Raw genomic sequence first — 25,132 nt, forward strand, 5'->3', positions numbered from 1 at the left:
CTGATGAGCTGTCCCGTCACCGGCCGCACCACCGACCCCTCCACCGGTTCCGCCGAATCCCCCGGGAACGCCCCGCTCGTGCTGGACCCCCTGGTCCGCGACCGCGAGGGGGAGATCGCCCGACTTCGCGAGTCGGCTCCGATCACCCGGATCGACCTGCTGGGCGCGGTGGCCTTCTCCGTCACCGACCACGCGGAGGCCCGTCGGCTCCTCACCGACACCCGCCTGGTCAAGGACATCAATCGCTGGAACGCCTGGCGGGACGGGCGGATCACCCGCGAGTGGCCGCTGATCGGCATGATCGACGCCGGCCGGTCGATGTTCACCGTGGACGGCGCCGAGCACCGCCGGCTGCGCGCCATGACCGCCCAGGCCGTCACCCCCCGGCGAGTGGAGGAGATGCGCCCGACCATCGAGCGGATCACCGCCGACCTGCTGGAGAGCGTCGCCGAACGGGGCGCAGACGGCTCGCCGGTGGACCTCAAGGAGGTCTTCGCGCTGCCGCTGCCGATGAAGGTCGTCAGCGAACTGATGGGCGTGGACGCGAAGGACCACCCGCGCCTGCACGAGCTGTACGACGCGTTCTTCTCCATGCTCACCCCGCAGGAGGAGCGACTGGCGGTCATCGAGGAGATGGACGTCTTCTACACCCGGGTGGTGGCCGAGAAGAAGGCCGCGCCGGGCGACGACCTCACCTCCGCGCTGATCCTCGCCGACGAGGGCGGTGAACCCCTGACCGACGAGGAGGTCATCGGCAACCTCAAGGCGATGGTGGCCGCCGGGCACGAGACCACCATCAGCCTGATCCTGCACGCCGTGCGGGCGCTGCTGAACAACCCCGACCAACTGGCACTCGTGCTGTCCGGGGAGGTCGACTGGGAGGCCGTGATCGAGGAGACCCTGCGCTGGGCCTCCCCCTCGACCCACCTCCTGATGCGCTTCGCCACCGAGGACATCGAGATCTCCGGGACCGTCATCCCCGAGGGCGAGGGCGTGGTCATGTCCTACGCCGCCATCGGCCGCGACCCCGCGCAGCACGGCGAGGCCGCCGACCGGTTCGACGTCACCCGTCCCCAGCCGATCCGGCACATGGCCTTCGGTCACGGACCGCACATCTGTCCCGGCGCCGCGCTCTCCCGGCTGGAGGCCGCCATCGCGCTGCCGGCGCTCTTCGAACGGTTCCCGCGCATGGCGCTCGCGGTACCGAACGAGGAGATCCGCAACATGCCGGTGATGACCCAGAACGACCTGATGGCCCTGCCGATCCTCACCGACGCGGCCGCCGACCGCTGAGGCGTCGCCGCGCCGTCACGAACGCCGGTTCCGGTGCCCCGGTCCCCTCCCCTGAGGGATCCGAGGCGGGGAACCGGCGTTCGCCGTCCCCGGGGCCCGGGCCGGGGAGCGGCTCCGACTCCGGCTCCGGCGGAGGGAATGGGGGTGCGCTCCCGCCGGGTTTCCGGGGCGTGGAGAAACACACGGCGGCCCCGGACACCGCGCGGGACGCGGCGTTCGCACGCCATGTCCTTCCCGAGGTGGAGGTGTTGCTGCGGGTGGCCACGACCCTGACCGCCCAACCGGCGGACGCCGAGGACCTCGTACAGGACACCCTGCTGCGGGCCTACCGGGCCGTGGACCGTTTCGACGGTCGGCACCCGCGGGCCTGGCTGCTGACCATCCTGCGGCGCACGGAGATGAACCGGAACCGGGCCCGCCGTCCGCACCTGGTCCGGGACGCGGCGACGGAACTGGAACGCCCCACCGCCGGCCCCGAGGACATCGTCATGGACGGTGAGTTCGACACCACCGTGCACAACGCGCTGCTCGCGCTGCCGGTCCATCACCGCCGCGTGGTGGAGTTGGTCGATGTCCACGGGCTGTCCTACGCCGAGGCGGCCCGGGTGCTGGACGTACCCGAGGGCACGGTCATGAGCCGACTGCACCGGGCGCGCAACCGCATCCGGAAACGGCTGCGGGACGGCGATACGACGATCCCCGACGGAGGTTCCCGGTGAGGCGGGCGCTCCGACGGGGATGGTCGACGCTGCGGCTGCGGATCGACTGCGTCCGGGTGGGCCGGATCCTGCACGCCCATCTGGCGGGCGAGGTGTCGCAGACGGATGCCCGGTGGGTGGCCGACCATCTGGAGGCATGCCTGCACTGCGGCATGGACGCCGAACTCCACCGACGGATCAGCCGCTCCCTGGCCCGTCACGGCGCCGTCCCTCCGGAGGCGGTAACCCGCATGGTCACCTTCGGGGAGTCGCTGATGGGGAACCCGGGGAACCCCTCACCGCCCGGCCGCCCCCGGGCGCCGGGGACGGCCGGGGGGCCGGGGACGGCCGGGGGGCCGGGGACGGCCGGGGGGCCGGACCGCCGCGAAGGGACCGGCACGCCCTGACCACCGGCACCGTGCACCGTTCCACTCGCGGTCACCACCCCGAAGCGGGGCCGACCCGGTTCGGGGCCGACCCGGGGTCCGGTGGGGGAATTCCCGCGCGATGGAAGCCATGGGGGCAGCCGGCGGGTTTCCGGGGTGATGGTGCCCGAAGGCATCACCCCGGGATCCACCGGGGTCCGGCGAAGCCCACCGATGTCCACCGATGTCCACCGAAGGAAGCGCCCCATGCGAACCCTCCTCCGCCCGACCACCGTCCTCCTGGCCGCCGCCCTGGTGTTCCTGTCCGCCTGTGGAGCGGGAGAGACGACCCCCGTCGAGGACGGATCGACCTCCTCCGCCGCCCCGCGGGACGGCGGAGGAGACGCCGGGGAAGACGAGGGCGGGCCGGACGGAGAAGGCGAGGCCCCCACCTCCGAGGCGGACGCCCCGCCGGCCGAGGCCCTGCGCTTCGTCGCGCCGACCGTGGCGGGCGGGGAGTTCGACGGTACCGAACTGGCCGGCGAGCCGGCCGTGTTGTGGTTCTGGGCCCCGTGGTGCGCCGTGTGCCGGGGCGAGGCCTCCGTCGTGGCGGAGGCCCGGCGGGAGTGGGGCGACCGGGTGACCTTCCTCGGGGTTTCCGGCCACGGGGGTCCGACGGAGGACGCGGAATTCGTCACCGACCACGACCTGGCGGACTTCACCCACGCCCGGGACACCGACGGCGCCCTGTGGAGTTCCTTCGGTGTGGTCTCCCAGCCGGCCTTCGCGTTCATCTCCGCGGACGGCACCGTGCAGACCGTTCCGGGGGCGTTGAGCCCGGATGATCTGGACTCCCGCATCGCGGCGTTGGCGAACGGCTGAGGGGCACGTGGTGACCGGGATCCCCCTCGCCCTGGCCGTCACCGCCGGCATGCTGGCCGCCGTCAACCCCTGTGGATTCGCGCTGTTGCCCGCCTACCTCGGCCTGTTCGTCACCGGGGAACCCGGCGGGACCGGGAGATCCGGCGGGACCGGATCCCGGCGCCCCGCCCTGCGCCGGGCCGCGGTGGCCACCGCGGCCATGACCGGCGGGTTCGTGCTGGTCTTCGGTACCTTCGGCCTGGTCGTCTCCCCCCTGGCACTCTCCCTCGAACCCCGACTACCGGTCCTCACGGTGGTGATCGGCCTGGTGCTGATGGGTCTGGGCGGGTGGCTGCTGTCGGGACGGACGCTGCGGATCCCGCTGCCCGGGATCCGCGGCGGGGGCCGTAACCCGACCGAGTCGGCAAGGGGCATGGCACTGTTCGGTGTCTCCTACGCCCTCGCCTCGCTCTCCTGCACCATCGCGCCGTTCCTCGCCATCACCACCACCGCCTTCCGCGTCGGCAGCGTCACGGGAGTGGTGGCCGTCTTCCTGGGTTACGCGGCCGGCATGGGCCTCGTCGTCGGAGCGCTGACGTTGGCCGCGGCCCTCTCCCGGGGGGCGATGGTCGCCCGCCTGCGCCCCCTGCCGGCCCGGCTGCATCGGATCGCCGGTCTGCTGCTGCTGCCGGCCGGCGCCTACGTCACGTACTACGGCTGGTACGAACTGCGGGCCCTGCGCGGGGAACTCTCGGGCACCGACCCCGTCATCTCCTTCGCCGTGGGCATCCAGGGCGAGATCACGCGGTGGCTGAACGACCTCGGTCCGTGGCCGCCGGCGGCGGCGATTCTCGTCCTCGTCGCCCTGACGGTCGGTACCGGGCGGCTGCGTCGCCGCGCGGGACGCCACGGGGCGGTGGCGGGGAAGCCTCCGACCGGCTGAGCGGAACGGCGCCCTCCGCGGCTCTCTCCCGCCCGGGCACGGGCCCCATTGGGCACCACGAGCCACGAGTGCCCTCCGGACGGTCGGTGGAGAGCCGGTCGGCCGGGGTTCGTCTCCCGTTCCCGTTGCCCGGTCGACCGGTTCGACGGCACCGTCCGACGACGCGCGGACCTACCCCATGCCCGTCAGGCGCCTTCGGGTGCGGGCCGGCGCTTCCGGGGGCAACTCCGCGACGATGTCGGCGAGCGAGGTCTCGGCGAGACTGCGCCGCCAGGCCTCGTGCGCCCGCCCCATCCGCTCGGCGAGCACGCAGGGGGTGCGGCACTCCTCGGCGGGCAGAGCCCCCCGACCACGTTGGCGGATCTCACGGCACTCGTAGGGCGGGGAGACGCCGTCCACGGCCTCGACGATCCCCAGAAGCGTGATCTCCGAGGTGGGGCGGGCGAGCCGGAAGCCACCTCCGGGCCCGGTGGTCGCGGTCAACACCCCCCCTCTGACCAGGGCCTGCAACTGCTTGGCCAGAGAGGCCGGGGGGAGATCGTAGTACTGCGCGAGCTGCGCCGCCGAGGCGGTTGCGCCCGGTTCGAGCTGGGCCAGCGACGCGGCGCAGTGCAACAGCCATTCGGTGCTCACGGGCAACTTCATGAACTCGATCCTATCTCGGCTATTGAGGAACTTTATAATCCTCAATAAGATGGGCCCGTCCGGTTCACCCGGCAGATGGAAGGGAATCCCATGACGAGTCCACGCCCCCCTGCCCGCTCCGGTACGCCGTCCACGAGGCGCATCGCCGTCGCCGGCGCGACCGGAAGGATCGGCTCCCTCACAGTGACCGCCCTCGAGCGGGCCGGACACGAGGTCGTGCGCATCGGTCGTTCACTCGGGGTGGACGTGGTGAGCGGCGCCGGCCTCGACTCCGCTCTCACCGGGGTCGAGGGCGTCATCGACGTCACCAACCACCCCCCGGCCGACCGGGCGACGACGGTGGAGCGCTTCGGCACCGCGACACGCACCCTGCTCGACGCCGGCAGAAGGGCGGGCGTCCGTCACCACGTGCTGCTCTCCATCGCCGGCCTCGACCGACTGGAGGGCACCGCGCACTACGCGGGCAAGCGGGAACAGGAACGCCTCGTGACCACCGGACCGGTGCCCTGGACCATCGTCCCCACCACGCAGTTCCATGACTTCGCGGCGATGGTGGCCGAATGGACCGAACGGGACGGGGTCGCCCGGATCGCCCCGCTGCTCGTGCAGCCGATCGCCCCGGCGGACGTGGCCGATCTCCTCGTCGAGGTTGTGACGGGACCACCCCGGGGGCGCCACCCGGAGGTCGCGGGGCCCGAACCGCAGGACCTGGTGGACATGGCCCGCCGCACCCACGCCGCGCGGGGACGGTCGGTGAGGCTCGTGCCGACGTGGGGGGCGACCTTCGGCCCCGAAATGGCCGGTGACGTACTGCTTCCCCGGGAGGGGGCCCGCATCGCACCGACCAGCTTCGACGAGTGGCTCGCGAGCCATGGCGGGGAAGCGGACGGCGCGACCGAGGGCCGTTCCGCCGATCGGGCACGCCGTCTCACCGGGCGGACCGGTGAGTGACCGAGGGACGCGCAACCACTACGCTCGCGAATCGTGGCTGAGATCGAGATTCCCGCAGACATCAAGCCCTCCGACGGCCGGTTCGGCTCGGGCCCCTCCAAGGTGCGGCCCGAGGCGCTGAACGCCCTCGCCGCGGAGGGGGCCTCCCTGATGGGCACCTCCCACCGGCAGGCCCCGGTGAAGAACCTCGTGGGCCGGGTCCGTGAAGGGCTCGCCGAGCTGTTCTCCCTCCCCGAGGGCTACGAGGTGATCCTCGGCAACGGCGGCACCACCGCTTTCTGGGACATCGCCACCCACGGGCTGATCCGGGAGAAGTCGCAGCACCTGTCCTTCGGCGAGTTCTCCTCGAAGTTCGCCAAGGCCTCGAAGCTCGCCCCCTGGCTGGCCGAGCCCACCGTCATCACCGCCGAGCCGGGCTCCCTGCCGGAGACCCGCGCCGAGGCGGGCACGGACGTCTACGCCCTCACCCACAACGAGACCTCCACCGGTGTCGCCGCTCCGATCCGCCGCCCGGCGGGCGGCGACGGGGACGCGCTGGTGCTGGTCGACGCCACCTCCGGCGCCGGGGGCCTGCCGGTGGACATCGCGGAAAGCGATGTCTACTACTTCGCGCCGCAGAAGTCCTTCGCCGCCGACGGCGGTCTGTGGATCGCGATCTTCTCCCCCGCGGCCCTGGACCGCGCCGCCTCCGTGCACGGTTCGGGACGACATGTGCCGGAGTTCTTCTCGCTGCCGACCGCGATCGACAACTCCCGCAAGAACCAGACCTACAACACCCCCGCGCTGGCCACCCTCTTCCTGCTCGCCGAGCAGATCGACTGGATCAACGGTCGGGGAGGCCTGACATGGGCCGTCGAGCGCACCGCCGACTCCTCGGGTCGGCTGTACGGCTGGGCGGAGAAGTCCGCGCACGCCACCCCGTACGTCACCGAGCCCGCGCACCGCTCGCAGGTCGTCGGCACCATCGACCTCGACGACTCGATCGACGCGACCGCCGTGACCAAGGCGCTGCGTGCCAACGGCATCGTGGACACCGAGCCGTACCGCAAGCTGGGCCGCAACCAGCTGCGGGTGGCGATGTTCCCCGCCGTGGAGCCGGACGACGTCGAGGCGCTGACCCGCTGTGTGGATCACGTGATCGAGCGCCTCTGACCTTCCCGGCAGCGCCCCGGATCGCCGTCCGGGTTCCGCTCGCCCCGGTCGACCCATCCGGTCGACCGGGGCGAACCCGTTCCGGGGCCCCGCGCGGGCCCCGTCGACGGTCGCGTACCGGTCCCCGCTCCCCCGTGTCCCTCTCCCGCCTCCGTGCGCGACGGCGTGTGTCGGCACCGCGCGCCCGGGGACCGCGCGGTGCCGGCACCCCCTCTCGTACGGCGCTCCCGGGCGGCTACGGCGCTCCCGGGCGGCCGGGACGGATCCGACCGGGACGTTCCGGGCTTTCGGCGGTCCCACGGCTCGCCCCGCGCGTCGACCGCTTCCGTGCCCCGGCGGGTCCGCCGCCACGGTGAACACGGTGAGCGCGCCCGGACCCGGTGCTCACCTTCGGCGGGAAACCCGGCGTCACCTCGGACACGAGCCCGCGCCCCGGCGTGCGAGCCCTGGCGCCACACATACGATCCCATCGGCATATCTCTGCGAACGACGTGCCCGGCAGTACCATGGCTCGATGGAGGACGGCCCGGCGAGGGGCCGCGCACGCGAGGACGAACCGGAGGGAGGCGGCCCGTGGAGAACTGGGTCGTGACCCTGCTCGTCATCCTCGGTGTGATCGCCGTCGCCACCACGGCGGTGGCGGTCGTCCTGGTCACCAAGCTGGTGCGCACCTACCGAACCCTGCGGACGGTCGGCCTCAACGGCGGTGACAAGTTCGCTTTCTGGGGCGCGATCGCCTACACGATCTGGCCGGTGGACCTGCTCCCGGACCCGATCTACCTGGACGACATCGGCGTACTGCTGGCCGCCCTGACCCGACTGGGGGTCTCCGCACGGGACGTCCGGCGCAAGCGCGGGATCGAGGCCGGCCGTGACCGTTCCGTCCCGGCCATGCCCCGGGAGTGACGTCCCGCCGGCATCGGTGGGCCGGACCACGCCCCGCCGCGCGGGGGTGCCGACCGTGGCCCGCGACACCCGGCGGGGAGGGGAGGAACCGTGAGTCCGGACACCACCGGAATCGTCACCCCGCGCCTGGTGCTGCGCCGCCCCGTGATCGGTGACATCGACACGCTGCTCGCCCTCCACCGCGATCCCCGCGCGTGTGAACACAATCCCTCGGACATCCTCACGGACCGGGACGCGGCGATCTCCCGATACATCGAATGGGACCGCTGCTGGCGCGTCTTCGGCCACGGCTACCGCGCCGTGCGGCTGCTGGACGACCCCGGCGGGGTGATCGGCTTCTGCGGGCTGAAACCGAGCCGGGTGGCCGGAGTGCCCGTGCTGAATCTCTTCTACCGCTTCCTCCCGACCCACTGGGGCCGGGGGCTGGGCGGTGAAGCGGCGGTGGCCTCGGTGGAATGGGGCTCCGCGCGGATGCCCCGCCTGCCGATCACGGCCCGGATCCGGCCCGCCAACGTCGCTTCGCGGCGGGTGGCGCTGCGGGCAGGGCTGGTACGAACGCCGCACGCGGACCCCACGGGCCCGGATGGTCCGGAGGAGTTGTACGTCCTGGACCGAGCCGGGCGACTGGCGGCCCCGCACCCCGACGGGCCGCCGCCCGGGGAGTGAGACGCCTCCGGTACGCCCGTCCGGTTCTCCCGTCCCCTCACCGTCCCGGGGCGGTGGCGAGAATCACCCCGGTCGCACGGTCGAGGTCGGCATCGGAGAGGTCGGCCCGGGCGGTCAACCGCAGCCGGGAGATGCCGTCCGGCACCGACGGCGGGCGGAAACACCCGACCGCCACCCCCGCCTCCCGGCAGTCGGCGGCCCAGCGGACGGCCGCCACCGGATCGGGGGCGTGCACGGAGACCACCGCCGCGTCCGGACGGGCCGCCGTGTGACCGGCGTCGGTGAGTCGTCGGTGGAGTTCGCCGGCGACCCACCGGGCCCGGGCGGGACGCTCCGGTCCGGACCGGAGCGTCCGCAGGGCCTCCAGCGCGCCCCCGGCGGCGGCCGGGGCCAGGCCGGTGTCGAAGATGAAGGTGCGGGCGGCGTTGACCAGGTGCTCGATCACCCGCGCCGGTCCGAGCACCGCCCCGCCCTGGGAGCCCAGGGACTTGGAAAGCGTGACGGTCGCCACCACATCGGCCGCGCCGGCGAGACCGGCGGTGTGCGGGGCACCACGCCCCCCGTCCCCGACCACCCCCAGACCATGGGCGTCGTCCACCACCAGGGCGGCACCGTGCTCCCGACAGACGTCGGCCAGCCCGGTGAGCGGCGCGGCGTCGCCGTCCACGGAGAAGACGGAATCGGTGACCACCAGCACCGGACCGGCCGACTGCCCGCCGGCACCACCCGAAGGGGTGCCGGACGACTCCCCGGCGGGCGGTGGACGGTCGTTCAGGATCTTGTCCACCGCCGCCGGATCGGCGTGCGGGGCGACGACGGTCGCGGCCCGAGCGAGGCGGCAACCATCGATCAGGGAGGCGTGATTGGCCGCATCCGAGACGATCAGCCCGGCGGCGCCCCGCTTCCCGGTGGGGCCGGCGAGGGCGGTGAGCGCCGCGAGATTGGCCGCGTAGCCGGAGGAGAACACCAGACCCGCCTCGAACCCGCAGAACGCGGCGAGTTCCACCTCCAGTTCGGTGTGCAGGACGGTGGTGCCGGTGACCAGCCGGGAACCGGTGGCCCCGGCACCCCACCGGTGGGCGGCATCGGCGGCGGCCGACGTGACCCGGGGGTGACGGGCCAGGCCCAGGTAGTCGTTACCGGCCAGGTCCAGGAGCCCCTCCCCGGCCTCGCGGGGGCGCGGTGTCCGGGTCAGCCCGGCGCGCTCCCGTTCCGCCCGGGCGGCATCGAGCCATCCGAAGGGATCCTCCGGGGGCCGATCCCCGGGTGCCTGCCGGGTGGGGGTCCGCATGGGCCGGTGCCGCCTTTCGCCGTGGAATGGCCGGGTGCCTCGCCAACCGGGATGAACCCCCGGGTCGCCGGCGCGCCCGTCGTCCCGCCGAGCGTAGTGACGGCGGGACGGCCGGCGGTAGGGCGTGCGCCACGCCGCCGCGCGCCTCCGGGAAGCGGGACGAGGGCACGACGGTGTGACGTCACGGACCGTATGGCGGCACGGAGGTGCGGCACGGGTTCAGCGGGAGAGGCCCCGGAACCGGCGTACCGCGAGCGGCAGGAAGACGGCGGTGATCAGCAGCGGCCACACCACTGCCATCAGCAGGGAGTTCTGCTCGATCCACCCCTCCCCGTAGGCGACCGGGTTGCCGAACAGTTCCCGAACGGCGTTGGCGGTGGCGGAGACCGGATTCCATGCGGCGATGGTGCCCAGCCAGTTCGGCATGAGTTCCGGCGGGGTGAAGACCGAGGAGATCATGCCGAAGGGAAAGGCGAGGGCGAAGAGGTTCCCGGCCGCCTCCTGGTTGCGCACCACCAACCCCAGCAGCACCCCGACCCACACCAGGGAGAAGCGCAGCAGGAGCAGCAGGCCGAGGGCGGCCGCGCCGGCGAGGAGACCTCCCTCGGAACGCCATCCGATCGCCAGCGCGATGGCGACCAGGACGACCAGGTCCAGTCCCGCGTGCAGGACGTCCGAGACACCCCGGCCGGTGACCACGGCGGAAGGTGACATCGGCATGGAACGGAATCGGTCGGTGATCCCCCGGTCGCGATCCACCACCACGGTTATGGCGGTGTTCATGAAGCCGAAGGCCATGGTCATGGTGAACATGCCCGGCATGGCGTAGGAGGTGTAGTCCACCCCCTCGGCCACCACCATGGCGCTGCCGAAGACGTAGACGAAGAGCAGGACGGAGACGATCGGGAAACCGAGCTGCCAGGCGATCAGCGAGGGTTGTTTGGCAAGGTGCCCGAGGTCGCGGCGGACGATGGTCGAACAGTCCGTCAGGGCCCACCACAGGCGACTCCCCGGGGCGACGGGGAACAGAGCTGGTTCGGTGGAGAACAACTCGCCGGTCGGCTCGGGTCGGGGCGGAGCGCCGCTCATCGGCCGACCTCCTCGGTGGCGGTTCGGGTGGGGACGACGGATACGGCGGAGGAGCCGGTCACCCGCAGGAAGACCTCGTCGAGGGTGGGACGGCGCAATCCGATGTCCTCCACTTCCGTGCCGCGGGCGTGGAGTTCGCGGGTGACCTCGGTGAGGGCGGCGATGCGATCCCGGACGGACGCGTGCACGCGCAGTTCGTGTTCCTCCACCACCGGCGCCGCGGCATCGGCTACCCGGGCCAGGACCGCGGCCACGGCCGGCAGGTCGGCGGGTTCGCGGGCGACGACCTCGATCCGATCACCCCCGATGGCACGCTTCAGCCCGATGGGGGTGTCCTCGACCACCTTGCGCCCGTTGTCCACCAGCGCGATCCGGTCGGAGAGGCGGTCCGCCTCGTCCAGGTAATGGGTGGTCAACAGGACGGTGGTGCCGGCGCGGGCCAACTCACGGATGGCCTCCCACACCTCCATCCGACCGCGCGGGTCCAGCCCGGTGGTCGGTTCGTCGAGGAAGAGCACCTCCGGGGCGAGGATCATGCTCGCCGCCAGGTCCAGGCGGCGGCGCATCCCGCCGCTGAAGGTGCCGGGGGCACGATCGGCGGCCTCGGTGAGACCGAAGCGTTCCAGCAATTCCCCGGCGCGGTGCCGCGCCCGCCGGGCGTCCAGGTGGAAGAGGCGTCCGAACATCTCCAGGTTCCGGCGGGCGGAGAGGATCTCGTCCACCGCCGGCTCCTGGCCGGTGAGACCGATGCGGTGACGCGCCGCCCGGGGTTCGGCGACCACGTCGTGACCGCCGACCACGGCCCGGCCGCCGGTGGGACGCAACAGGGTGGTGAGGATGCGAACGCAGGTGGTCTTCCCCGCGCCGTTGGGGCCCAGGAGTCCGAAGACCACGCCCCGGGGAACGGCCAGGTCGAGGTGGTCGAGGGCGACCTTGTCGCCCCAGCGCCGGGTGAGCCCCTCGGCCAGGATCGAGTACCGGCTGCCCGGGGCACCGCCCGGGGGCGTCGGAGGGAGCGAGGGATCGGGAGGGTGTGAAGAAGCGGACACGACGGAGAAACCTCCGGAAGTGGTCTGTGCTGGGTGATCGGAAGCCCGGCAGGGCGCGGTGCGCCCCGGCACGGGGCACGGGAGTCGACACCACACACGGCGTACGGCGTACGCTGTTCATCATGATGCGTACATCGTACCCAGAAATCAAGGGTACGACGTACGCACTTCTCGACCGGGGTGAGGGAACGAAACGGACGCGCCGTTAGGATGGCGCCACCATGACCACGGCACAGAGCGGCAGCGGCGATCTCTCCCGGAGCATGGAGCTCCTGTGGCGCGGCAAGGAATCCTCCGGTCGCGGCCCGCGCCCGGGCATGACCCTGGAGACGATCGTCGACGCGGCGATCGCCCTCGCCGACCGTGAGGGACTCTCCGCCCTGTCGATGCGACGGGTCGCCGCAGACCTGGGCGTCGGCACCATGTCGCTGTATCGCTACGTTCCCGGCAAGGGCGAACTGCTGGACCTCATGCTGGACCGGGTCCTGACACCCGGTCCCACCGGCACCGGCCCACCACCGCCGGAGACGGTTCGAAACTGGCGGACCATGCTCGAATTCGTGGCGCTGGGCAACTGGCAGCTGTACATGGCCCACCCCTGGCTGCTCCAGGTCAACCAGACCCGACCCGTGCTCGGGCCCAACGCACTGGCAGGGCTCGACTTCATGTTGGAGGGCCTGACCGGGCTCGGCCTCACCGACGCCGAGCGGGTGGCCGTCGTCATGACTCTGGACCACTACGTCACGGGCACCGCCCGCACCTATGTTCTACAGGCCGTGGCCGCGCGCGAGACCGGGGTCAGCGACGAGGAGTTCTGGGGAGCGCAGGAACCGATCCTCGACGAGATCATGGGGAGCGGTCGCTTTCCCCGACTCGCCGAGCTGGATCCCGCGAGCTTCTCCATCGGTGGCGCGCAGGCACTGCGCTTCGGGCTCGACTCCCTGCTCGACGGCCTGGAAAGGTACATCGGTGCCCGACGACGCGGCGATCGCCGGGCACCGTCTCTGGTGGTCACCGGGAACGACCCCGGCGCCGGGGTAAACGATCCGGCCACCGACATCGCCGAAGGGACCGGGGAAAACGGCACTCCCCGGTCCGTCGTCTCCGACACCGCCGGGGTCCCCGACCCCCCGGACCCGGCCACCGGCACCGATGCCACCCATGCGAGGACCGACACCGATCCCGTCGGTGGCCCCGTCACCGATTCCGGTACCGGGACGGGTACCGCCGAGCACGAGACGGGAAAGACCTCAACCGGCACGGGTCCCGAAAACACCGGGGAGTCCCGACCCGGCCGATGACACCGGGAGGACGGGGGTCCCCCGGGGCCGCTCGCCCGGCCGGCGGGAGGCCGCACCGACTCACCCCGACGCCCCGGCGGCACCGGGGTGACGGTGGCGGCCCCCGGCGCCGACTCCCGCCGTCACCGTCGGCGCGAACCGGCACCCCGGAACAACCGGCGCAGTGCCACCACCAGCACCGTGGCCGCGATGACCGCGATGACGGTACGGGTCGGGAAACCCTCCTCGGCCGCCCGCGAGCCGTCATCGGTGTCCACCCCGGTATCGGGGCCGGTATCCGTCCCGGTGTCGGAACCCCCCTCCGTCGCGGTTCCGGTGCCCTCCTCGGTGTCCCGCGCCGCGACACTCTCCGGCAGCTGCCGTCCGGTCAGTTCCACCGGCTGCACCCGGCTCATCGCACCCTCCGAACCGAACATCAGCGTCCGACCGTCCGGGGTGAAGGTCACCGACTCGCCCTGCGGCTGGAGGGGAACGTTCACCACGCCCAGGGATTCCGGCTCCTCACCCTCCGACCAACCGAAGATCTCGGCGTTGAAATAGCCGCGCAGGACCAACCGGGTGCCGTCCGGGGAAAAGGCGCCATCGGTCACCCACAGGTTCGTGTCGTGGTACCGGGTGAAGACGTTCGTGTCCTCGGTGCTCATCTCCTCCGGCCCGATGTAGACGGCGCCGCTGCCGTCCCGCCGCTTGCTGGCCAGGTGGACCCGTCCGGTGTCCGGGTGCACCATCAGCGCTTCCGCGTCCCGGGGGCCGTCCTCCCAGGTGACCGTGTACACCGCGGGGGCGAGACTGATGTCCGCCAGGGTCTCCGGCTCGGGGAAACGATAGATCCACACGTGCGGCCAGGCACCGTCGAAGTTGTCGCCGATGTCCCCCACCCACAGATCGCCGTCCGGGCCGAGGTGGATCGCCTCCACGTCCCGGAACTCCACCCCGGTGAGCGTTACCGTGGCGACGGTTCGGCCCGTGGTGCCGTCCACGGCGTAGATCTCGGGCGCGTAATCGCTGTCGTTGTGCGTCCAGTAGACGTCCGGGTGGCGATGGCTGGCCTGCAATCCACTGGACTCCACGATCCGCGGGTCCTCGATGGTGAACTCTTCCGGCACCCCGCCGCCGTTCCCCTCCTCGGCCACGGCCGGCGGAGCCGTGATCACCGCCGTGCCGGCGAACACCGTGACGACCGACATCACCATCAGCGCGAACCCCACCGGGCCCGGACGAGGCCCCCGACGGCCCCGTCGGGGGCCGGATACCCGGCGGGAGGAGACAGCGGGGACGGAAACGGAAGGGGATGGCATGATCCCAGCCTGCCGGCCCGCCGCGCCGCCCCCCGCATCGGTGCTTGCCCGGAGTGCGCTCCAGCACATTGACTGGTGTGTCATGGAGTACACACAGCTGGGACGCACCGGGCTCAAGGTCAGTCGCATCGTGCTGGGGACGATGAACTTCGGCCCCGAGACCGACGAGGCCGACAGCCACACCCTGATGGACGCCGCCCTGGACGCGGGCATCAACTTCTTCGACACCGCCAACGTGTACGGGTGGGGAGCGAACAAGGGCCGCACCGAGGAGATCATCGGTAGCTGGTTCGCCAAGGGCGGGGACCGCCGCGACAAGGTCGTGCTCGCCACCAAGGCCTACGGCAGCATGCAACTGGACGACAAGCCCGTCTGGCCGAACCACGACAAGATCTCGGCCCTCAACATCCGCCGAGCCGTCGAGGCCAGCCTCAAGCGACTGAACACCGATCACATCGACCTCTACCAGTTCCACCACGTGGACCGTGCCACCCCGTGGGAGGAGATCTGGCAGGCCATGGACGTACTCGTGCAGCAGGGCAAGGTGCTGTACGTGGGCTCCTCCAACCACGCCGGTTGGAACCTCGCGCAGGCCAACGAGACCGCCGCCCGGCGCGGCTCACTCGGTCTGGTGAGCGAGCAGTGCCTGTACAACCTGGTGGAGCGACGCGCCGAGATGGAGGTCATCCCCGCCGCCGAGGCCTACGGCATGGGTGTCATCCCCTGGTCGCCCCTGGGCAGTGGCCTGCTGGGCGGTGCCATCCGCAAGGAGCGGGAGGGCTCGGGGACCGGTAACCGCTCCCTGCGGGCGCTGGAGAACACCAAACTGCGCGAGCAGGTCCAGGCTTACGAGGATCTGCTCGACAAGCACGGTCTGGAGCCGGGCGAAGTGGGTCTGGCCTGGCTGCTGACCCGGCCGGGGGTGACCGGTCCGATCGTCGGGCCGCGTACCCGCGAGCAGTTGGACTCGGCGCTGCGGGCCGTGGAGCTGGAACTGGGCGAGGAGGTTCTGGCAGGGCTGGAGGATATCTTCCCCGGCCCCGGCCCCTCTCCGGAAGCCTTCGCCTGGTAACACCCGCCGGGAGGGTCCCCGGGATATGTCCCTGGGACCCTCCCGGCGCCCGGGCCCCCGCCGCTGCCGGGAAGCCCCTCGATATCCCGAAGGGGCCCGGACGCTCTCCACGCCGGACAGCAACCGGGGTGACGGCAACCGGGGGTGATCGACCGGGCAGGAACAGGACGACCGGAGCGGGCCGAAACACCGGTGCGGGAAGTCCTCCGCGGGCAGCGGCACAGCGGGGTCGAAAACGTGACATTCCCCGGAACGGAGACGGTCCGTGGAAACGCTCCGTCCGATGGGAGCACCGGTCCGGGAAATCAGCCGCCGAGAGCGGTGGCGATGAACACCGCGGCGAACATCAGGATCAGAGCTGCGCTGACAATGCGCGCACGGGTTTTCGCGTCCACGCCACCACGGTAGCCGGAACGAAGGCCATCCGGAGCGGCAGGGTGCCTTCCGGTCATCCCGACCCCGGCAGCCGCCCCGCACCGGGACACCGGCTTCCGCGGGAAGGATCGTGGAGGGGGGCCGCAGGAGGATGTGCCGGAAGGGCTCACCGGGAAGGATGAAGGGCCCGGGAAAAGGCGACGCGCGGTGCGTGGTGGGACCTCCCGTACGGAGAAGCCGAAATTCGGATGGCCGGGCACCGGGTCGGAGTCGGGGGCCGGATGGGGATCGGCGATCGGAAACCCGGAGGGCCCGGACAGGGAGCGGAAAAGGAGGGCCGGGAGCCCGTCGGCGAGAGTCGGGGCCGGGATGCTCGGCGGTCGGAACGGACGGAAGGGCTCAGTGTCCGGCGCCCGGCACCTCCACGGAACGTCCCGTTCCCAGTTCCCGGGCCAGCAGCGGGGTGTAACGCGGTCCGGCCCCCGGCACACCTCCCGATGGCAGCTCACTGCGGATCACCACCAGGCGGTCGACCGGCCAAGCCTCCCCGACGACGTCCTCCAGCGCGGCGGCGAGGACGGCTGTCGCCCGGCCCGCGCCCCCGCGGGATCGGGCAAGGGTGAGGTGGGGACGGAAGGGCGTGGTCTCCCGGTGCGATGCCCCTGCCCGGGTGCCGGCCGCCCGACAGGCCTCGGCCAACCGCACCACCGCGCGATCCCGACCGACCGCTTCTCCTCGTGAGCCCCGAGCGGCCCGCCCCCCTCGGACGGTCCGACGGGCCGAAGCGGCGTCATCCGAGTCCCCGCCCTCCGAGACACCCCCCTCCACGTCCCGCCCCGTTCCATCCCGAGCAGCACCGATCACATCGGTAAGTGGGCCGGCTCCGGCCCCGGCGGGTGGGCCGCCGGGGGAAACGGGAGAGGGCGGCGGGCCTCCCTCTCCCGGAATGGGGCTCCGGATGCCGGCACCGGGACGGGTATCGGTCGGGGTACGGGGAGGAGCATCGGCATCGGCGACTCCCAGCCACAGCACCCGATCCCCGAAACGCCCCCCGGGCCCGAGGCGGAGGTGGAAGGGCGCGCTCCTGCCCGCCGCCCGCCCGAGTCGTTCCCCCAGCTCCGGAAGCATCCCGTCCGGACACTCACCATGGAAGGCGAGGGTGATGTGCCATCCGGTCGGTTCGGTCCAGCGCAGCCCCTCGGCCTCCGGCAGACCGCGCAACTCATCGGTGATCTCCGCGACCCGGCGGAGGACGGCCTCGGGCGGAAGCAGGGCGGAGAACAGACGCATAACGGCAGTCTCCCCATTCCCGGGCCCGGCCGCGCGTCCGGGAGGGACGGGGGCCGCCACCCGCTTCCCCGCCGGTCGGTGCGGCACGGGCACCCGCTCACCGGGCCACGGCGAGCGGGTGAACAAGCAGGCGGGTGAACGGCGAGGAGGGTCAACCCACCGCAACCGCCGCCGGCTCCTTACGGGATACGAAATCGACGACGGGGGCACCACGCCGCAGCCTGACCCGCAGCCGCAATCCACCGATCCGGGCCAGTACCAGTGCCACCACCAGGGCGGCGGCCGCGCAGATGGCACCCCCGGCCAACATGCCGATTCGTGGGCCCATGGTGTCGGTGATCCAACCGAGCAATGGGGCGCCGAGGGGGGTGCCACCGAGGAAAACCATCATGTGCAGGCTGATCACCCGGCCGCGCATCGCGGGATCGCTGGCCAGTTGCAGGCTGGTGTTGGCGGTGATCATAAAGGTCATGCCGACGAACCCGAGGGGGATCATCAGGGCGGCGAAGACCACGAAGTGCGGAGCCCCCGCGGCCGCGACCAGCAGGACACCGAACAACCCCGCGGTCCCCACCGTGAATCGCATCCGACTCCCCATGCGTCGGGCGGCGATCAGGGCCCCCGCCAGCGAGCCGACCGCCATCAGAGTGTTCAGCAACCCGTAGGTGCCGGCCCCGGCATCGAAGACACGGTCGGTGAAGGCCACGACCCAGATGGGGAAATTGAAGCCGAATGTGCCGATGAATCCCACCAGTACGACCGGCCACAGCAACTCGGGCCGACTGCCCACGTAGGCGAGCCCTTCACGCAACTGCCCCTTCCCGCGTGGAGCCCGCTCGACAGGGGTGAGTTCGGAGGTCCGCATCAGGAGCAATCCGAGCACCGGGGCGATGAAGGACAGGCCGTTGAAGAGGAACGCCCAGCCGCTTCCCACGGCGGTGATGAGAATGCCCGCGACGGCGGGACCGACGATGCGGGCGGACTGGAAGTTGGCGGAATTCAGGGAGACCGCGTTGCGCAACAGTCCGGGGCCGACGAGATCGGAGACGAAGGTTTGACGGGCGGGATTGTCGACGACCGTGACCAGGCCGAGGACGAAGGCCAGGCCGTACACGTGGTAGACGTGCACCTGTCCGCTGAGGGTGAGCGCGGCGAGAACCAGCCCGGTCAGCCCCATCGCCCCCTGGGTGCACATGAGCAGCCGACGCTTGTCCATGCGGTCGGCGAGTACACCACCGTAGAGGCCGAAGAGCAGCATCGGCAGGAATTGCAGGGCCACGGTGGTGCCGACGGCCGCGGCCGAGCCGGTGAGGGTGTGGACCAACCAGTCCTGGGCGATGCGCTGCATCCAGGTACCCGTGTTGGAAACAATGGCCCCGAGGAAGAAGATCCGGTAGTTCCGCACCCTCAGGGACCGGAAGGTGGAGGGCCTGTCCGGTTCGGCGGAAGGGTCGTTCGGAGTGGGCTGATCGGGGGCGGAAGCTTTTCCGGATCCCGAGGTCAAGGTGGCGCTCCTTACATGTGGGGGGCGATGGGGTCGTCTCCCTCCGGCCCGGACGTCGAGGGGGCGGGGGGTGGTGGGGCGGTCGGGATCGGGCGGCGAGGGCTCCCGCTCGGAACCTCCCCGCCGGCGCCACCGGGGAGGGAATCGGTGGAGGAGAGAGCGGCGTCACCGATGGGCGCCCCGGTGGCCGATGCTCCGTCGAAGGACGCGGAAGAGCCTTCGACCGGCGGGAAGGGCGTCGGGTCCATATGGGCGAGCTTGTGAAGCACGGGAGCGGCGGCACGCAGCCGGGCCCGCTCGTCGTCATCGAGTCGGGAGGCGAGTCGAGTGAGCCAGGCGTTGTCCTTACTGCGAGTGGCTCGAATCATCTCCTCGGCCCGCTCGGTGACGGTGACGGTCTTCTGGCGCCGATCGACCGGGTGCTGTGCCACCCTCACCAGGCCGCGCTCCTGAAGGAGAGCGAGGATCCGGGTCATGGTGGGGGGTTGGACGTGCTCTTTGCGGGCCAGCTCCCCGGGAGACATCGGTCCGCATCGATGCAGGGTGCCGAGGGCGGAGAGCTCCGCGACCCCCAGGGAGCGGTCCTCGCGTTGGTGTCGGATGCGCCGGGCGAGACGCATCACGCCGATGCGCAGCGTGTTCACCGCGTCGGCGTTCTCGGGGGTATCGATGGGTGGCTCGGACACGCAGCCACCCTACACCCAGGTGGTTAGCATTGCTAACTAAATACTCCTCCTTCCCTGCCCGCCTGCCCGCCTGCCCGCCTGCCCGCCTGCCCGCCTGCCCGCCTGCCCGCCTGCCCGCCTGCCCGCCTGCCCGCCTGCCCGCCTGCCCGCCTGCCCGCCTGCCGATCATCGACTCGACCTGTCCCGGCTCCGGCTCGTTTCGGCGCGGTCACTCTCTTTTCTTTTCAAAGATCACGCCATCGGCATGTTCGCCGCATCGACTCACGGTGCCACCACCGGCCGGCCCGCAGCGCGCCCCACATCTCTCCACGCCGACCTGCTCCCGGACCCCACCCAGCGCAACCGTTCGCCACGATCACCCCCACGTCACCACTCGATGGACCCACCCTCCGGAACCGCCCTCTCCCGCCCGACAGTCGCCCGCACTTCCCGCCCCGAGCACTCACCCTCTCCTTCCTCCGCCGCTTTCCGCCGACGCCTCCTCCGGTGATCACCTCCTCCCGCATCCCTCGACTCCTCCGCTTTCCGCACCCCACCCTCTTCTCCCGCGTTCCGGCTTTGTACCTCCTTCCGGACTTCCCTCCCGGGGCTCTCCTCCGGTGCTCCCCCGAAATACCGCTCCATGCGCCTGCCCTTCGCCCCATCCGATTCGGACGACCACGCCTGTTGGACACATCTCGAGGGCCTGGAATCACGAATTTCGCAAGCACTTCACCCCTTTGAGTGAGAACATGCGGAAAATGACTCCGGAAACGATTCATCGGGGGAACGTCGGGGCATGAGACCAGCCGGGCGACCGAAGATGTCATCCCGGTGCCCGCGCCGATACGGGAAGCCGCCCCTCACCCGTCTGCCCCCCGGGCCCGGATCCGCTCCGCCCCGGGTCCCTTCCCGGCCCCGCTCGGAGAGAATCTCCCCCGAAGGGTTTCCCCGGCTCCCGCACCGCCCGGAAGCCCCCGGCCCCTCCCCCGCCCCGACCGCCGAATTCCACGGTCCACCCCGCTTCCGTCCTCCTTCCCCACCCCGACGAACTCCCGGGCCGGTCTCCCCGTTTCCGCCTCGGCCACCGACCCCCGGTGCCCTTCCCACCTCCCCCGGCCATGCCCGTTCCGCCGGGCACGGCTCCGGTGGGTCCGCCACCTCCCGGGTGCCGGCGGTGCGGGTGGACGGTGCTCTCTTCGAGCGGCTTCACCGTCATGCCGCCCGCCGGGGAATGACGATCCGGGGCCACGTCGCGGACATGCCGGCCCGGGAGGATTTCGACGAACGCCTGCTCACCTCGATCGAACGTGCCGAGCGCCTGGTGATCGGCGGTACCGACATCGAGACACCTCCTGCGGGCCGATAGGCTGGGACCGTGGGAATCAGACGGGATTTCCAACGGCGGCGGGACGGGAGGGCCACCACGATGCCCCGGGACTTCCTCACCCACGGCAAGCGGAAGGCGCCCGAGCCGTTGGAGGGCAACATCCCGGTCGTGGTGATGGCCCTCACCAGCGTCTGGGGCATCCTCCTTGTCGGCTCACTCCCCTTCCACTCCCGGCTCGCCGACCATGACGCGGAGTGGTGGATCGGGAGTTGCGGGGCCGGCGTCCTCCTCGGCCTCTACGGTCTGTGGTTCGTCCGTCGTCGTGAGACCGCCGCCCTGCGCCGAGCGGCCGACGCCACCACCCCCGCCAGGGGAAACGGCGGGGTCGGCCCGACCGAGACCGGCACGACCTCTCCGGAAAACCACCCCGACGACGACGCCCACCCCCAGCACCGGGATTGATTCCGAGCGAGCCACCGGTTCGGCCTCCTCCCCACAGCCCGGCATCCCCGTATTCCGGCACCCCGGCTGCGGCGCTCACCACCCGATCGCGGACCTCCGGCCACCCAACCTTTCTCGGTCCGCCGGCCAACACCCCGGAGTCGCTGCCCACTCACGGAGCCACCGCGTTCCGGGCGCCGGGGCCCGATCCGCTCGGCCGACGACGAGGGGCCGAGCACTCCACGACGCCCGGAGCACCGCCCACCCCCTGACCTGTTTCCCGCCGCCCGCTCCGGAGGCCGGGCATGGCTTTCCGGTGGGGACGCCGTGGAGCCCCCAGCCCATCCCGGGAACACCTGAAAAGCGGTGAACGCATCATGGGAATCAGCGACATTCACCACCGTCGTTTCGGGGCGAGTTGCGTTTCCCACATGCGCTCCGGCGATTCCCCGGCTCGTCACCCATCGGCGACCGGGAGGACGGGAGGCACCCGCGCGTTCGTCTTCCGGAAACCGTAGGGTCGGACCATGACGCAGACCCGGGTCGACACGACCGGCCAGGTGCAGGGGCTGACGGCGACGGAGGTCGCCGACCGGGTGTCCCGCGGCCAGGTCAACGACGTTCCGGTCCGATCCTCCCGCTCCACGGCGGAGATCGTCCGGGCCAATGTTTTCACCCTGTTCAACGGCATCATCGGCACCCTCTTCGCGATCATCCTGGTGGTCGGCCCCATCCAGGACGGCCTCTTCGGCTTCGTGATCATCGCGAACGCCCTCATCGGCATCGTGCAGGAACTACGAGCCAAGCGCACCCTGGACAACCTCGCGGTCATCGGCGAGGCCCGGCCGGTGGTGCGACGGGACGGGGAGGCACGGCCGATCCCCACCGACTCGATCGTTCTCGACGACGTGATCGAACTGTCTTCCGGAGCCAAGGTCGTCGTCGACGGCGTGGTGAACGAGGCCGACGGCCTCGAGGTGGACGAGTCGCTGCTGACCGGCGAGGCCGATCCCGTGGTCAAGCGTCCCGGGGACACGGTGATGTCGGGCAGCTTCGTCGTCGCGGGGAGCGGCGCCTTCACCGCCACCCGGGTGGGTCGGGAGGCATATGCGGTGCAGCTCGCCGAGGAAGCGTCCCGGTTCACCCTGGTCCACTCGGAACTGCGCAGCGGTATCAGCCGGATCCTGAAGTTCTGCGTGCTGCTGATGATCCCCGCCGCCATCGGGCTGATCATCAGCCAGTTGTCGGTGGAGGGGGCCGACACCTTCGAGGCGATCCGCCGCATGGTGGCCGGGATCGTCGTCATGGTGCCCGAGGGCCTGGTACTGCTCACCTCCATGGCCTTCGCCATCGGCGTCATCCGACTGGGTCGCCAGCAGTGTCTGGTCCAGGAACTACCGGCGATCGAGGGCCTGGCACGGGTCAGTGTCGTCTGCCTGGACAAGACCGGAACCCTCACCGAGGGCGGCATGGACGTCCGCGAGGTGCGGCCACTGCCCGGGGGCGTCCTCCCGCCGTCGCGCCACGGAGCCGGCACGGCCCCCACCCCCGTGTCCCCCGGCGATCCGGTTCCCGATGCCACCGGACCGAAGCGCGGTTCCGGACGTGCCCCGGTGACCGCGAGCAGTCGCACGGGCGGCGGAGTTGTCGGAGCCGTCCGGAACTCCACCGACCCCGCCGGTCCCGAGACCCCCGCTCCCCCTTCCGCCACCCCGGCCGCCGAACGGGGATCCGGGTTCGCGCCGCCCCCGGAAATCGACGCCACCCGTCACGCCTCCGACGGTACGGAAGCCCACTCCGTGATCGACAGCGCCCACCTGCGCGGTGTGCTCGGTGCGCTCGGCGCCGGAGACCGTCACCCCAACGGCAGTCTGCGGGCCATCGCGGAGGCCCATCCCGCTCCCGAGGGGTGGCGAGCCGTCGCCACGCTGCCCTTCTCCTCCGCCCGCAAGTACAGCGGCGCGGCGCTCGTGGAACCCGACGGTACCTGCCGGACCTGGCTGTTGGGCGCCCCCGACGTGTTGCTGCCCCCCGGTCACCCGGTGCTCACGGAGGCCGACCGCCTGAACTCCCGGGGTCTGCGAGTGCTGCTGCTGACCCGTTCCGACCTGCCGGCCGACCGCCTGGCATCCCTCACCGAGGCCGGGGACGGCCCCGCCGGCGCGGCATCGATCCCGACCGCACTGGTGGTACTCGAACAACGTCTGCGTCCGGAGGCGGCGGATACCCTGCGGTACTTCGCCGAGCAGGACATCGAGGCCAAGGTCATCTCAGGTGACAACGCCGTCTCCGTGGGAGCGGTGGCCGCCGAGCTCGACCTCCCGGGCGCCGACCGGCCGGTGGACGCCCGTTCCCTCTCCGGGGATCCCGCGCGGATGGCGGGAGAGCTGGAGAAGGGAACCGTCTACGGGCGCGTCACCCCGCAGCAGAAACGCGAGATGGTGGCCGCCCTGCAGTCCCGGGGGCACGACGTGGCGATGACCGGTGACGGCGTGAACGACGTGCTCGCGCTCAAGGACGCCGACATTGGTGTCGCGATGGGTTCGGGGTCGGAGGCCACCCGGGCCGTGGCGCAGATCGTGCTGTTGAACAACAGTTTCGCCACGCTGCCGTCGGTGATCGCCGAGGGCCGTCGGGTGATCGGCAACATCGAGCGGGTCGCGAACCTCTTCCTCACCAAGACCGTCTATTCGGTCTTCATGGCTTTCGCTGTGATCATCAGCCAGGTGCCCTATCCGTTCCTGCCCCGTCACCTGACGCTGATCTCGGCGCTGACCATCGGCCTGCCGGCCTTCTTCCTGGCGCTGGCGCCCAATCGGGAGCGGGCCAGGCCGCACTTCGTGCGTCGGGTTCTGCGGGTCTCCGTACCATTCGGTCTGATCACCGGCGTCTCGACCTTCTCGGTGTACCTGCTGGCCCGCCGGCACTACGGCGCCACGGAGGCCGGTTTGGAGGCGGAGACCAGCGCGGCGTCGTTGACGCTGTTCCTCGTCGCGCTGGGCGTGCTGTCGATCATCGCCCGGCCGTACACCTGGTGGCGAGTGGGTCTGTTGGCCGTGATGGCGTGCGGGTTCCTGACGGTGTTGGCCACCCCTTGGTTGCAGGGGGTCTTCGCATTGAGCCTGGTCGGCATGACGATGCCGTGGGTGGCGGTGGCCGTCGCGGGCATCGCGGTGCTGGGCCTGGAGGCGGTCTGGCGGATCATTCCCCGGTACTGGCCCGATCTGCCGGAGGAGCCGCACGGTGCCGCCGTGTCGGTCGAGCCCGGCCGGGTGGGACGGCGGGCCTCCCGGAATGGCGCGGACCGACCGCACGCGGGCGGGTGACGTACACCGGCCGGACATCGGTCGGGGCCGCCGGTCCCCGGAGCGTGACGACGCGGCCCGGGTCTCCCCCATGGTCGGGTGGTCCCGGGATCCCGGTGTGCGCGTGGACGCGGTTGGGGCGCACGGCACTTCGGGGCTCGTCCACCGCGTCCAACCGAGGGAGGCACCGGGGCCGCACGCCCCGGGTGTGCGGATGGCACTCCCGGGCATATCACCGGCACACGCCCCCGTGTCGCAGGGCAGCCGTCCGACGCCCCGGGACACGACGGCACGGCGTCATGAAAGCACCGTGTCGTGAAGGCACGATGTGCGGAGCCGGGGTGGTTTCCGCCCGGCCTCCGGGTGGTTTCGACCGGGTGGGCCGAATCGAATGGGGAGGGACATGCGCATGAGGCCGGATCGGGGGCGGACGTGCCCGGGATCGTCCGAGCGGTTCGCTCGGACGGGTGAACCGGGGGCCGGCGCCCGGCGATCGGTGCGTCCCGCTCGGGCCGCCTCACCCGTCGGCTGTCGCCGCCCCGAGGGCGGCCCGGTGGGAAACCGCGAAACCCGCACGGTCGGCGCCCCGAGGTCCGTACCGTGGACTCCGGCGTCGCGCGGCTCCGCCACCGGCGCGTTTCC

Annotated in this window: 21 protein-coding genes and 1 pseudogene; 14 read left to right on the forward strand and 8 right to left on the reverse strand. The window is 71.6% G+C overall.

Features of this window, described 5'->3' with window-relative positions:
- Positions 1 to 3: 3 nt before the first annotated feature.
- The 5 genes from LZF96_RS02335 (at position 4) to LZF96_RS02355 (ending at position 4,160) form a co-directional block, all read left to right on the forward strand.
- Complete coding sequence (locus LZF96_RS02335) at positions 4 to 1,293, forward strand: cytochrome P450 (RefSeq protein ID WP_233865131.1); 1,290 nt, start codon at positions 4 to 6, stop codon at positions 1,291 to 1,293.
- A 170-nt stretch (positions 1,294 to 1,463) separates the two neighbouring features.
- Positions 1,464 to 2,012, forward strand: a complete 549-nt coding sequence (locus LZF96_RS02340) for an RNA polymerase sigma factor (protein ID WP_233865132.1) — start codon at positions 1,464 to 1,466, stop codon at positions 2,010 to 2,012.
- Positions 2,009 to 2,398, forward strand: a complete 390-nt coding sequence (locus tag LZF96_RS02345) for a zf-HC2 domain-containing protein (protein WP_233865133.1) — start codon at positions 2,009 to 2,011, stop codon at positions 2,396 to 2,398. Before LZF96_RS02340 ends, LZF96_RS02345 begins: the two co-directional genes overlap by 4 nt.
- A 225-nt stretch (positions 2,399 to 2,623) precedes the next feature.
- Positions 2,624 to 3,238, forward strand: coding sequence for a redoxin domain-containing protein (locus LZF96_RS02350; protein WP_233865135.1), 615 nt, complete (start codon positions 2,624 to 2,626; stop codon positions 3,236 to 3,238).
- Positions 3,239 to 3,248: 10 nt separating this feature from the next.
- Positions 3,249 to 4,160, forward strand: a complete 912-nt coding sequence (locus tag LZF96_RS02355; protein ID WP_233865137.1) for a cytochrome c biogenesis CcdA family protein — start codon at positions 3,249 to 3,251, stop codon at positions 4,158 to 4,160.
- A 171-nt stretch (positions 4,161 to 4,331) separates the two neighbouring features.
- Here LZF96_RS02355 and LZF96_RS02360 read toward each other — a convergent pair whose 3' ends face one another.
- Complete coding sequence (locus tag LZF96_RS02360) at positions 4,332 to 4,805, reverse strand: Rrf2 family transcriptional regulator (RefSeq protein ID WP_233865139.1); 474 nt, start codon at positions 4,803 to 4,805, stop codon at positions 4,332 to 4,334.
- A gap of 90 nt (positions 4,806 to 4,895) precedes the next feature.
- Between LZF96_RS02360 and LZF96_RS02365 the strand changes: the two genes are divergently transcribed.
- The 4 genes from LZF96_RS02365 to LZF96_RS02380 all read left to right on the forward strand — a co-directional run bounded on the left by LZF96_RS02365 (position 4,896) and on the right by LZF96_RS02380 (position 8,480).
- Positions 4,896 to 5,756 (forward strand): SDR family oxidoreductase, encoded by an 861-nt coding sequence (locus tag LZF96_RS02365; protein ID WP_233865141.1) that lies wholly within the window; start codon positions 4,896 to 4,898, stop codon positions 5,754 to 5,756.
- Between the two features lie 33 nt (positions 5,757 to 5,789).
- Positions 5,790 to 6,908 carry a phosphoserine transaminase gene (serC, locus tag LZF96_RS02370; protein WP_233865143.1) on the forward strand — a complete coding sequence of 373 codons (1,119 nt, stop codon included), beginning with the start codon at positions 5,790 to 5,792 and terminating at the stop codon, positions 6,906 to 6,908.
- A 573-nt stretch (positions 6,909 to 7,481) separates the two neighbouring features.
- Positions 7,482 to 7,814, forward strand: coding sequence for a DUF1232 domain-containing protein (locus tag LZF96_RS02375; RefSeq protein ID WP_233865145.1), 333 nt, complete (start codon positions 7,482 to 7,484; stop codon positions 7,812 to 7,814).
- Between the two features lie 90 nt (positions 7,815 to 7,904).
- Positions 7,905 to 8,480 carry a GNAT family N-acetyltransferase gene (locus LZF96_RS02380; protein WP_233865146.1) on the forward strand — a complete coding sequence of 192 codons (576 nt, stop codon included), beginning with the start codon at positions 7,905 to 7,907 and terminating at the stop codon, positions 8,478 to 8,480.
- A gap of 37 nt (positions 8,481 to 8,517) precedes the next feature.
- On the opposite strand, the gene LZF96_RS02385 is transcribed toward LZF96_RS02380, so the two are convergent.
- The 3 genes from LZF96_RS02385 to LZF96_RS02395 all read right to left on the reverse strand — a co-directional run bounded on the left by LZF96_RS02385 (position 8,518) and on the right by LZF96_RS02395 (position 11,831).
- Positions 8,518 to 9,771, reverse strand: coding sequence for an 8-amino-7-oxononanoate synthase (locus LZF96_RS02385; protein WP_233865148.1), 1,254 nt, complete (start codon positions 9,769 to 9,771; stop codon positions 8,518 to 8,520).
- 219 nt (positions 9,772 to 9,990) lie between these two features.
- The gene (locus LZF96_RS02390) at positions 9,991 to 10,860 is read right to left on the reverse strand and encodes an ABC transporter permease (protein ID WP_233865150.1); all 870 of its coding nucleotides are present in this window, start codon (positions 10,858 to 10,860) and stop codon (positions 9,991 to 9,993) included.
- Positions 10,857 to 11,831: an ATP-binding cassette domain-containing protein gene (locus LZF96_RS02395; RefSeq protein ID WP_233865235.1), complete on the reverse strand. Its 975-nt coding sequence runs from the start codon at positions 11,829 to 11,831 to the stop codon at positions 10,857 to 10,859. Before LZF96_RS02395 ends, LZF96_RS02390 begins: the two co-directional genes overlap by 4 nt.
- Positions 11,832 to 12,130: 299 nt before the next feature.
- Between LZF96_RS02395 and LZF96_RS02400 the strand changes: the two genes are divergently transcribed.
- Positions 12,131 to 13,210, forward strand: coding sequence for a TetR/AcrR family transcriptional regulator (locus LZF96_RS02400; RefSeq protein ID WP_308294128.1), 1,080 nt, complete (start codon positions 12,131 to 12,133; stop codon positions 13,208 to 13,210).
- 122 nt (positions 13,211 to 13,332) lie between these two features.
- On the opposite strand, the gene LZF96_RS02405 is transcribed toward LZF96_RS02400, so the two are convergent.
- Complete coding sequence (locus tag LZF96_RS02405; protein ID WP_233865152.1) at positions 13,333 to 14,403, reverse strand: WD40 repeat domain-containing protein; 1,071 nt, start codon at positions 14,401 to 14,403, stop codon at positions 13,333 to 13,335.
- Positions 14,404 to 14,590: 187 nt separating this feature from the next.
- Here LZF96_RS02405 and LZF96_RS02410 point away from each other — a divergent pair, with 187 nt between their 5' ends.
- Positions 14,591 to 15,580 carry an aldo/keto reductase gene (locus LZF96_RS02410; protein WP_233865155.1) on the forward strand — a complete coding sequence of 330 codons (990 nt, stop codon included), beginning with the start codon at positions 14,591 to 14,593 and terminating at the stop codon, positions 15,578 to 15,580.
- Positions 15,581 to 16,354: 774 nt separating this feature from the next.
- Here the strand turns inward: LZF96_RS02410 and LZF96_RS02415 are convergent.
- The 3 genes and pseudogenes from LZF96_RS02415 to LZF96_RS02425 form a co-directional block, all read right to left on the reverse strand.
- Entirely contained in the window at positions 16,355 to 17,245 is an 891-nt protein-coding gene (locus LZF96_RS02415) for a 2'-5' RNA ligase family protein (protein ID WP_233865157.1), read from the reverse strand.
- A gap of 151 nt (positions 17,246 to 17,396) precedes the next feature.
- The gene (locus tag LZF96_RS02420; RefSeq protein ID WP_233865159.1) at positions 17,397 to 18,749 is read right to left on the reverse strand and encodes an MFS transporter; all 1,353 of its coding nucleotides are present in this window, start codon (positions 18,747 to 18,749) and stop codon (positions 17,397 to 17,399) included.
- Positions 18,750 to 18,994: 245 nt separating this feature from the next.
- Positions 18,995 to 19,369, reverse strand: a pseudogene (locus LZF96_RS02425) (MarR family winged helix-turn-helix transcriptional regulator); the annotation flags it as partial.
- 1,279 nt (positions 19,370 to 20,648) lie between these two features.
- On the opposite strand from LZF96_RS02425, the gene LZF96_RS26365 reads away from it, so the two are divergent.
- From LZF96_RS26365 to LZF96_RS02435, 3 genes are all read left to right on the forward strand, one after another.
- Positions 20,649 to 20,783, forward strand: coding sequence for a hypothetical protein (locus LZF96_RS26365; RefSeq protein ID WP_267940331.1), 135 nt, complete (start codon positions 20,649 to 20,651; stop codon positions 20,781 to 20,783).
- A gap of 9 nt (positions 20,784 to 20,792) precedes the next feature.
- Positions 20,793 to 21,206 (forward strand): DUF2530 domain-containing protein, encoded by a 414-nt coding sequence (locus LZF96_RS02430; RefSeq protein WP_233865161.1) that lies wholly within the window; start codon positions 20,793 to 20,795, stop codon positions 21,204 to 21,206.
- A 506-nt stretch (positions 21,207 to 21,712) separates the two neighbouring features.
- Positions 21,713 to 24,511 (forward strand): HAD-IC family P-type ATPase, encoded by a 2,799-nt coding sequence (locus LZF96_RS02435; RefSeq protein ID WP_233865163.1) that lies wholly within the window; start codon positions 21,713 to 21,715, stop codon positions 24,509 to 24,511.
- Positions 24,512 to 25,132: the final 621 nt, after the last annotated feature.

This window comes from Streptomyces sp. ST2-7A (genome assembly GCF_021390475.1).
Classification (GTDB): domain Bacteria; phylum Actinomycetota; class Actinomycetes; order Streptomycetales; family Streptomycetaceae; genus Streptomyces.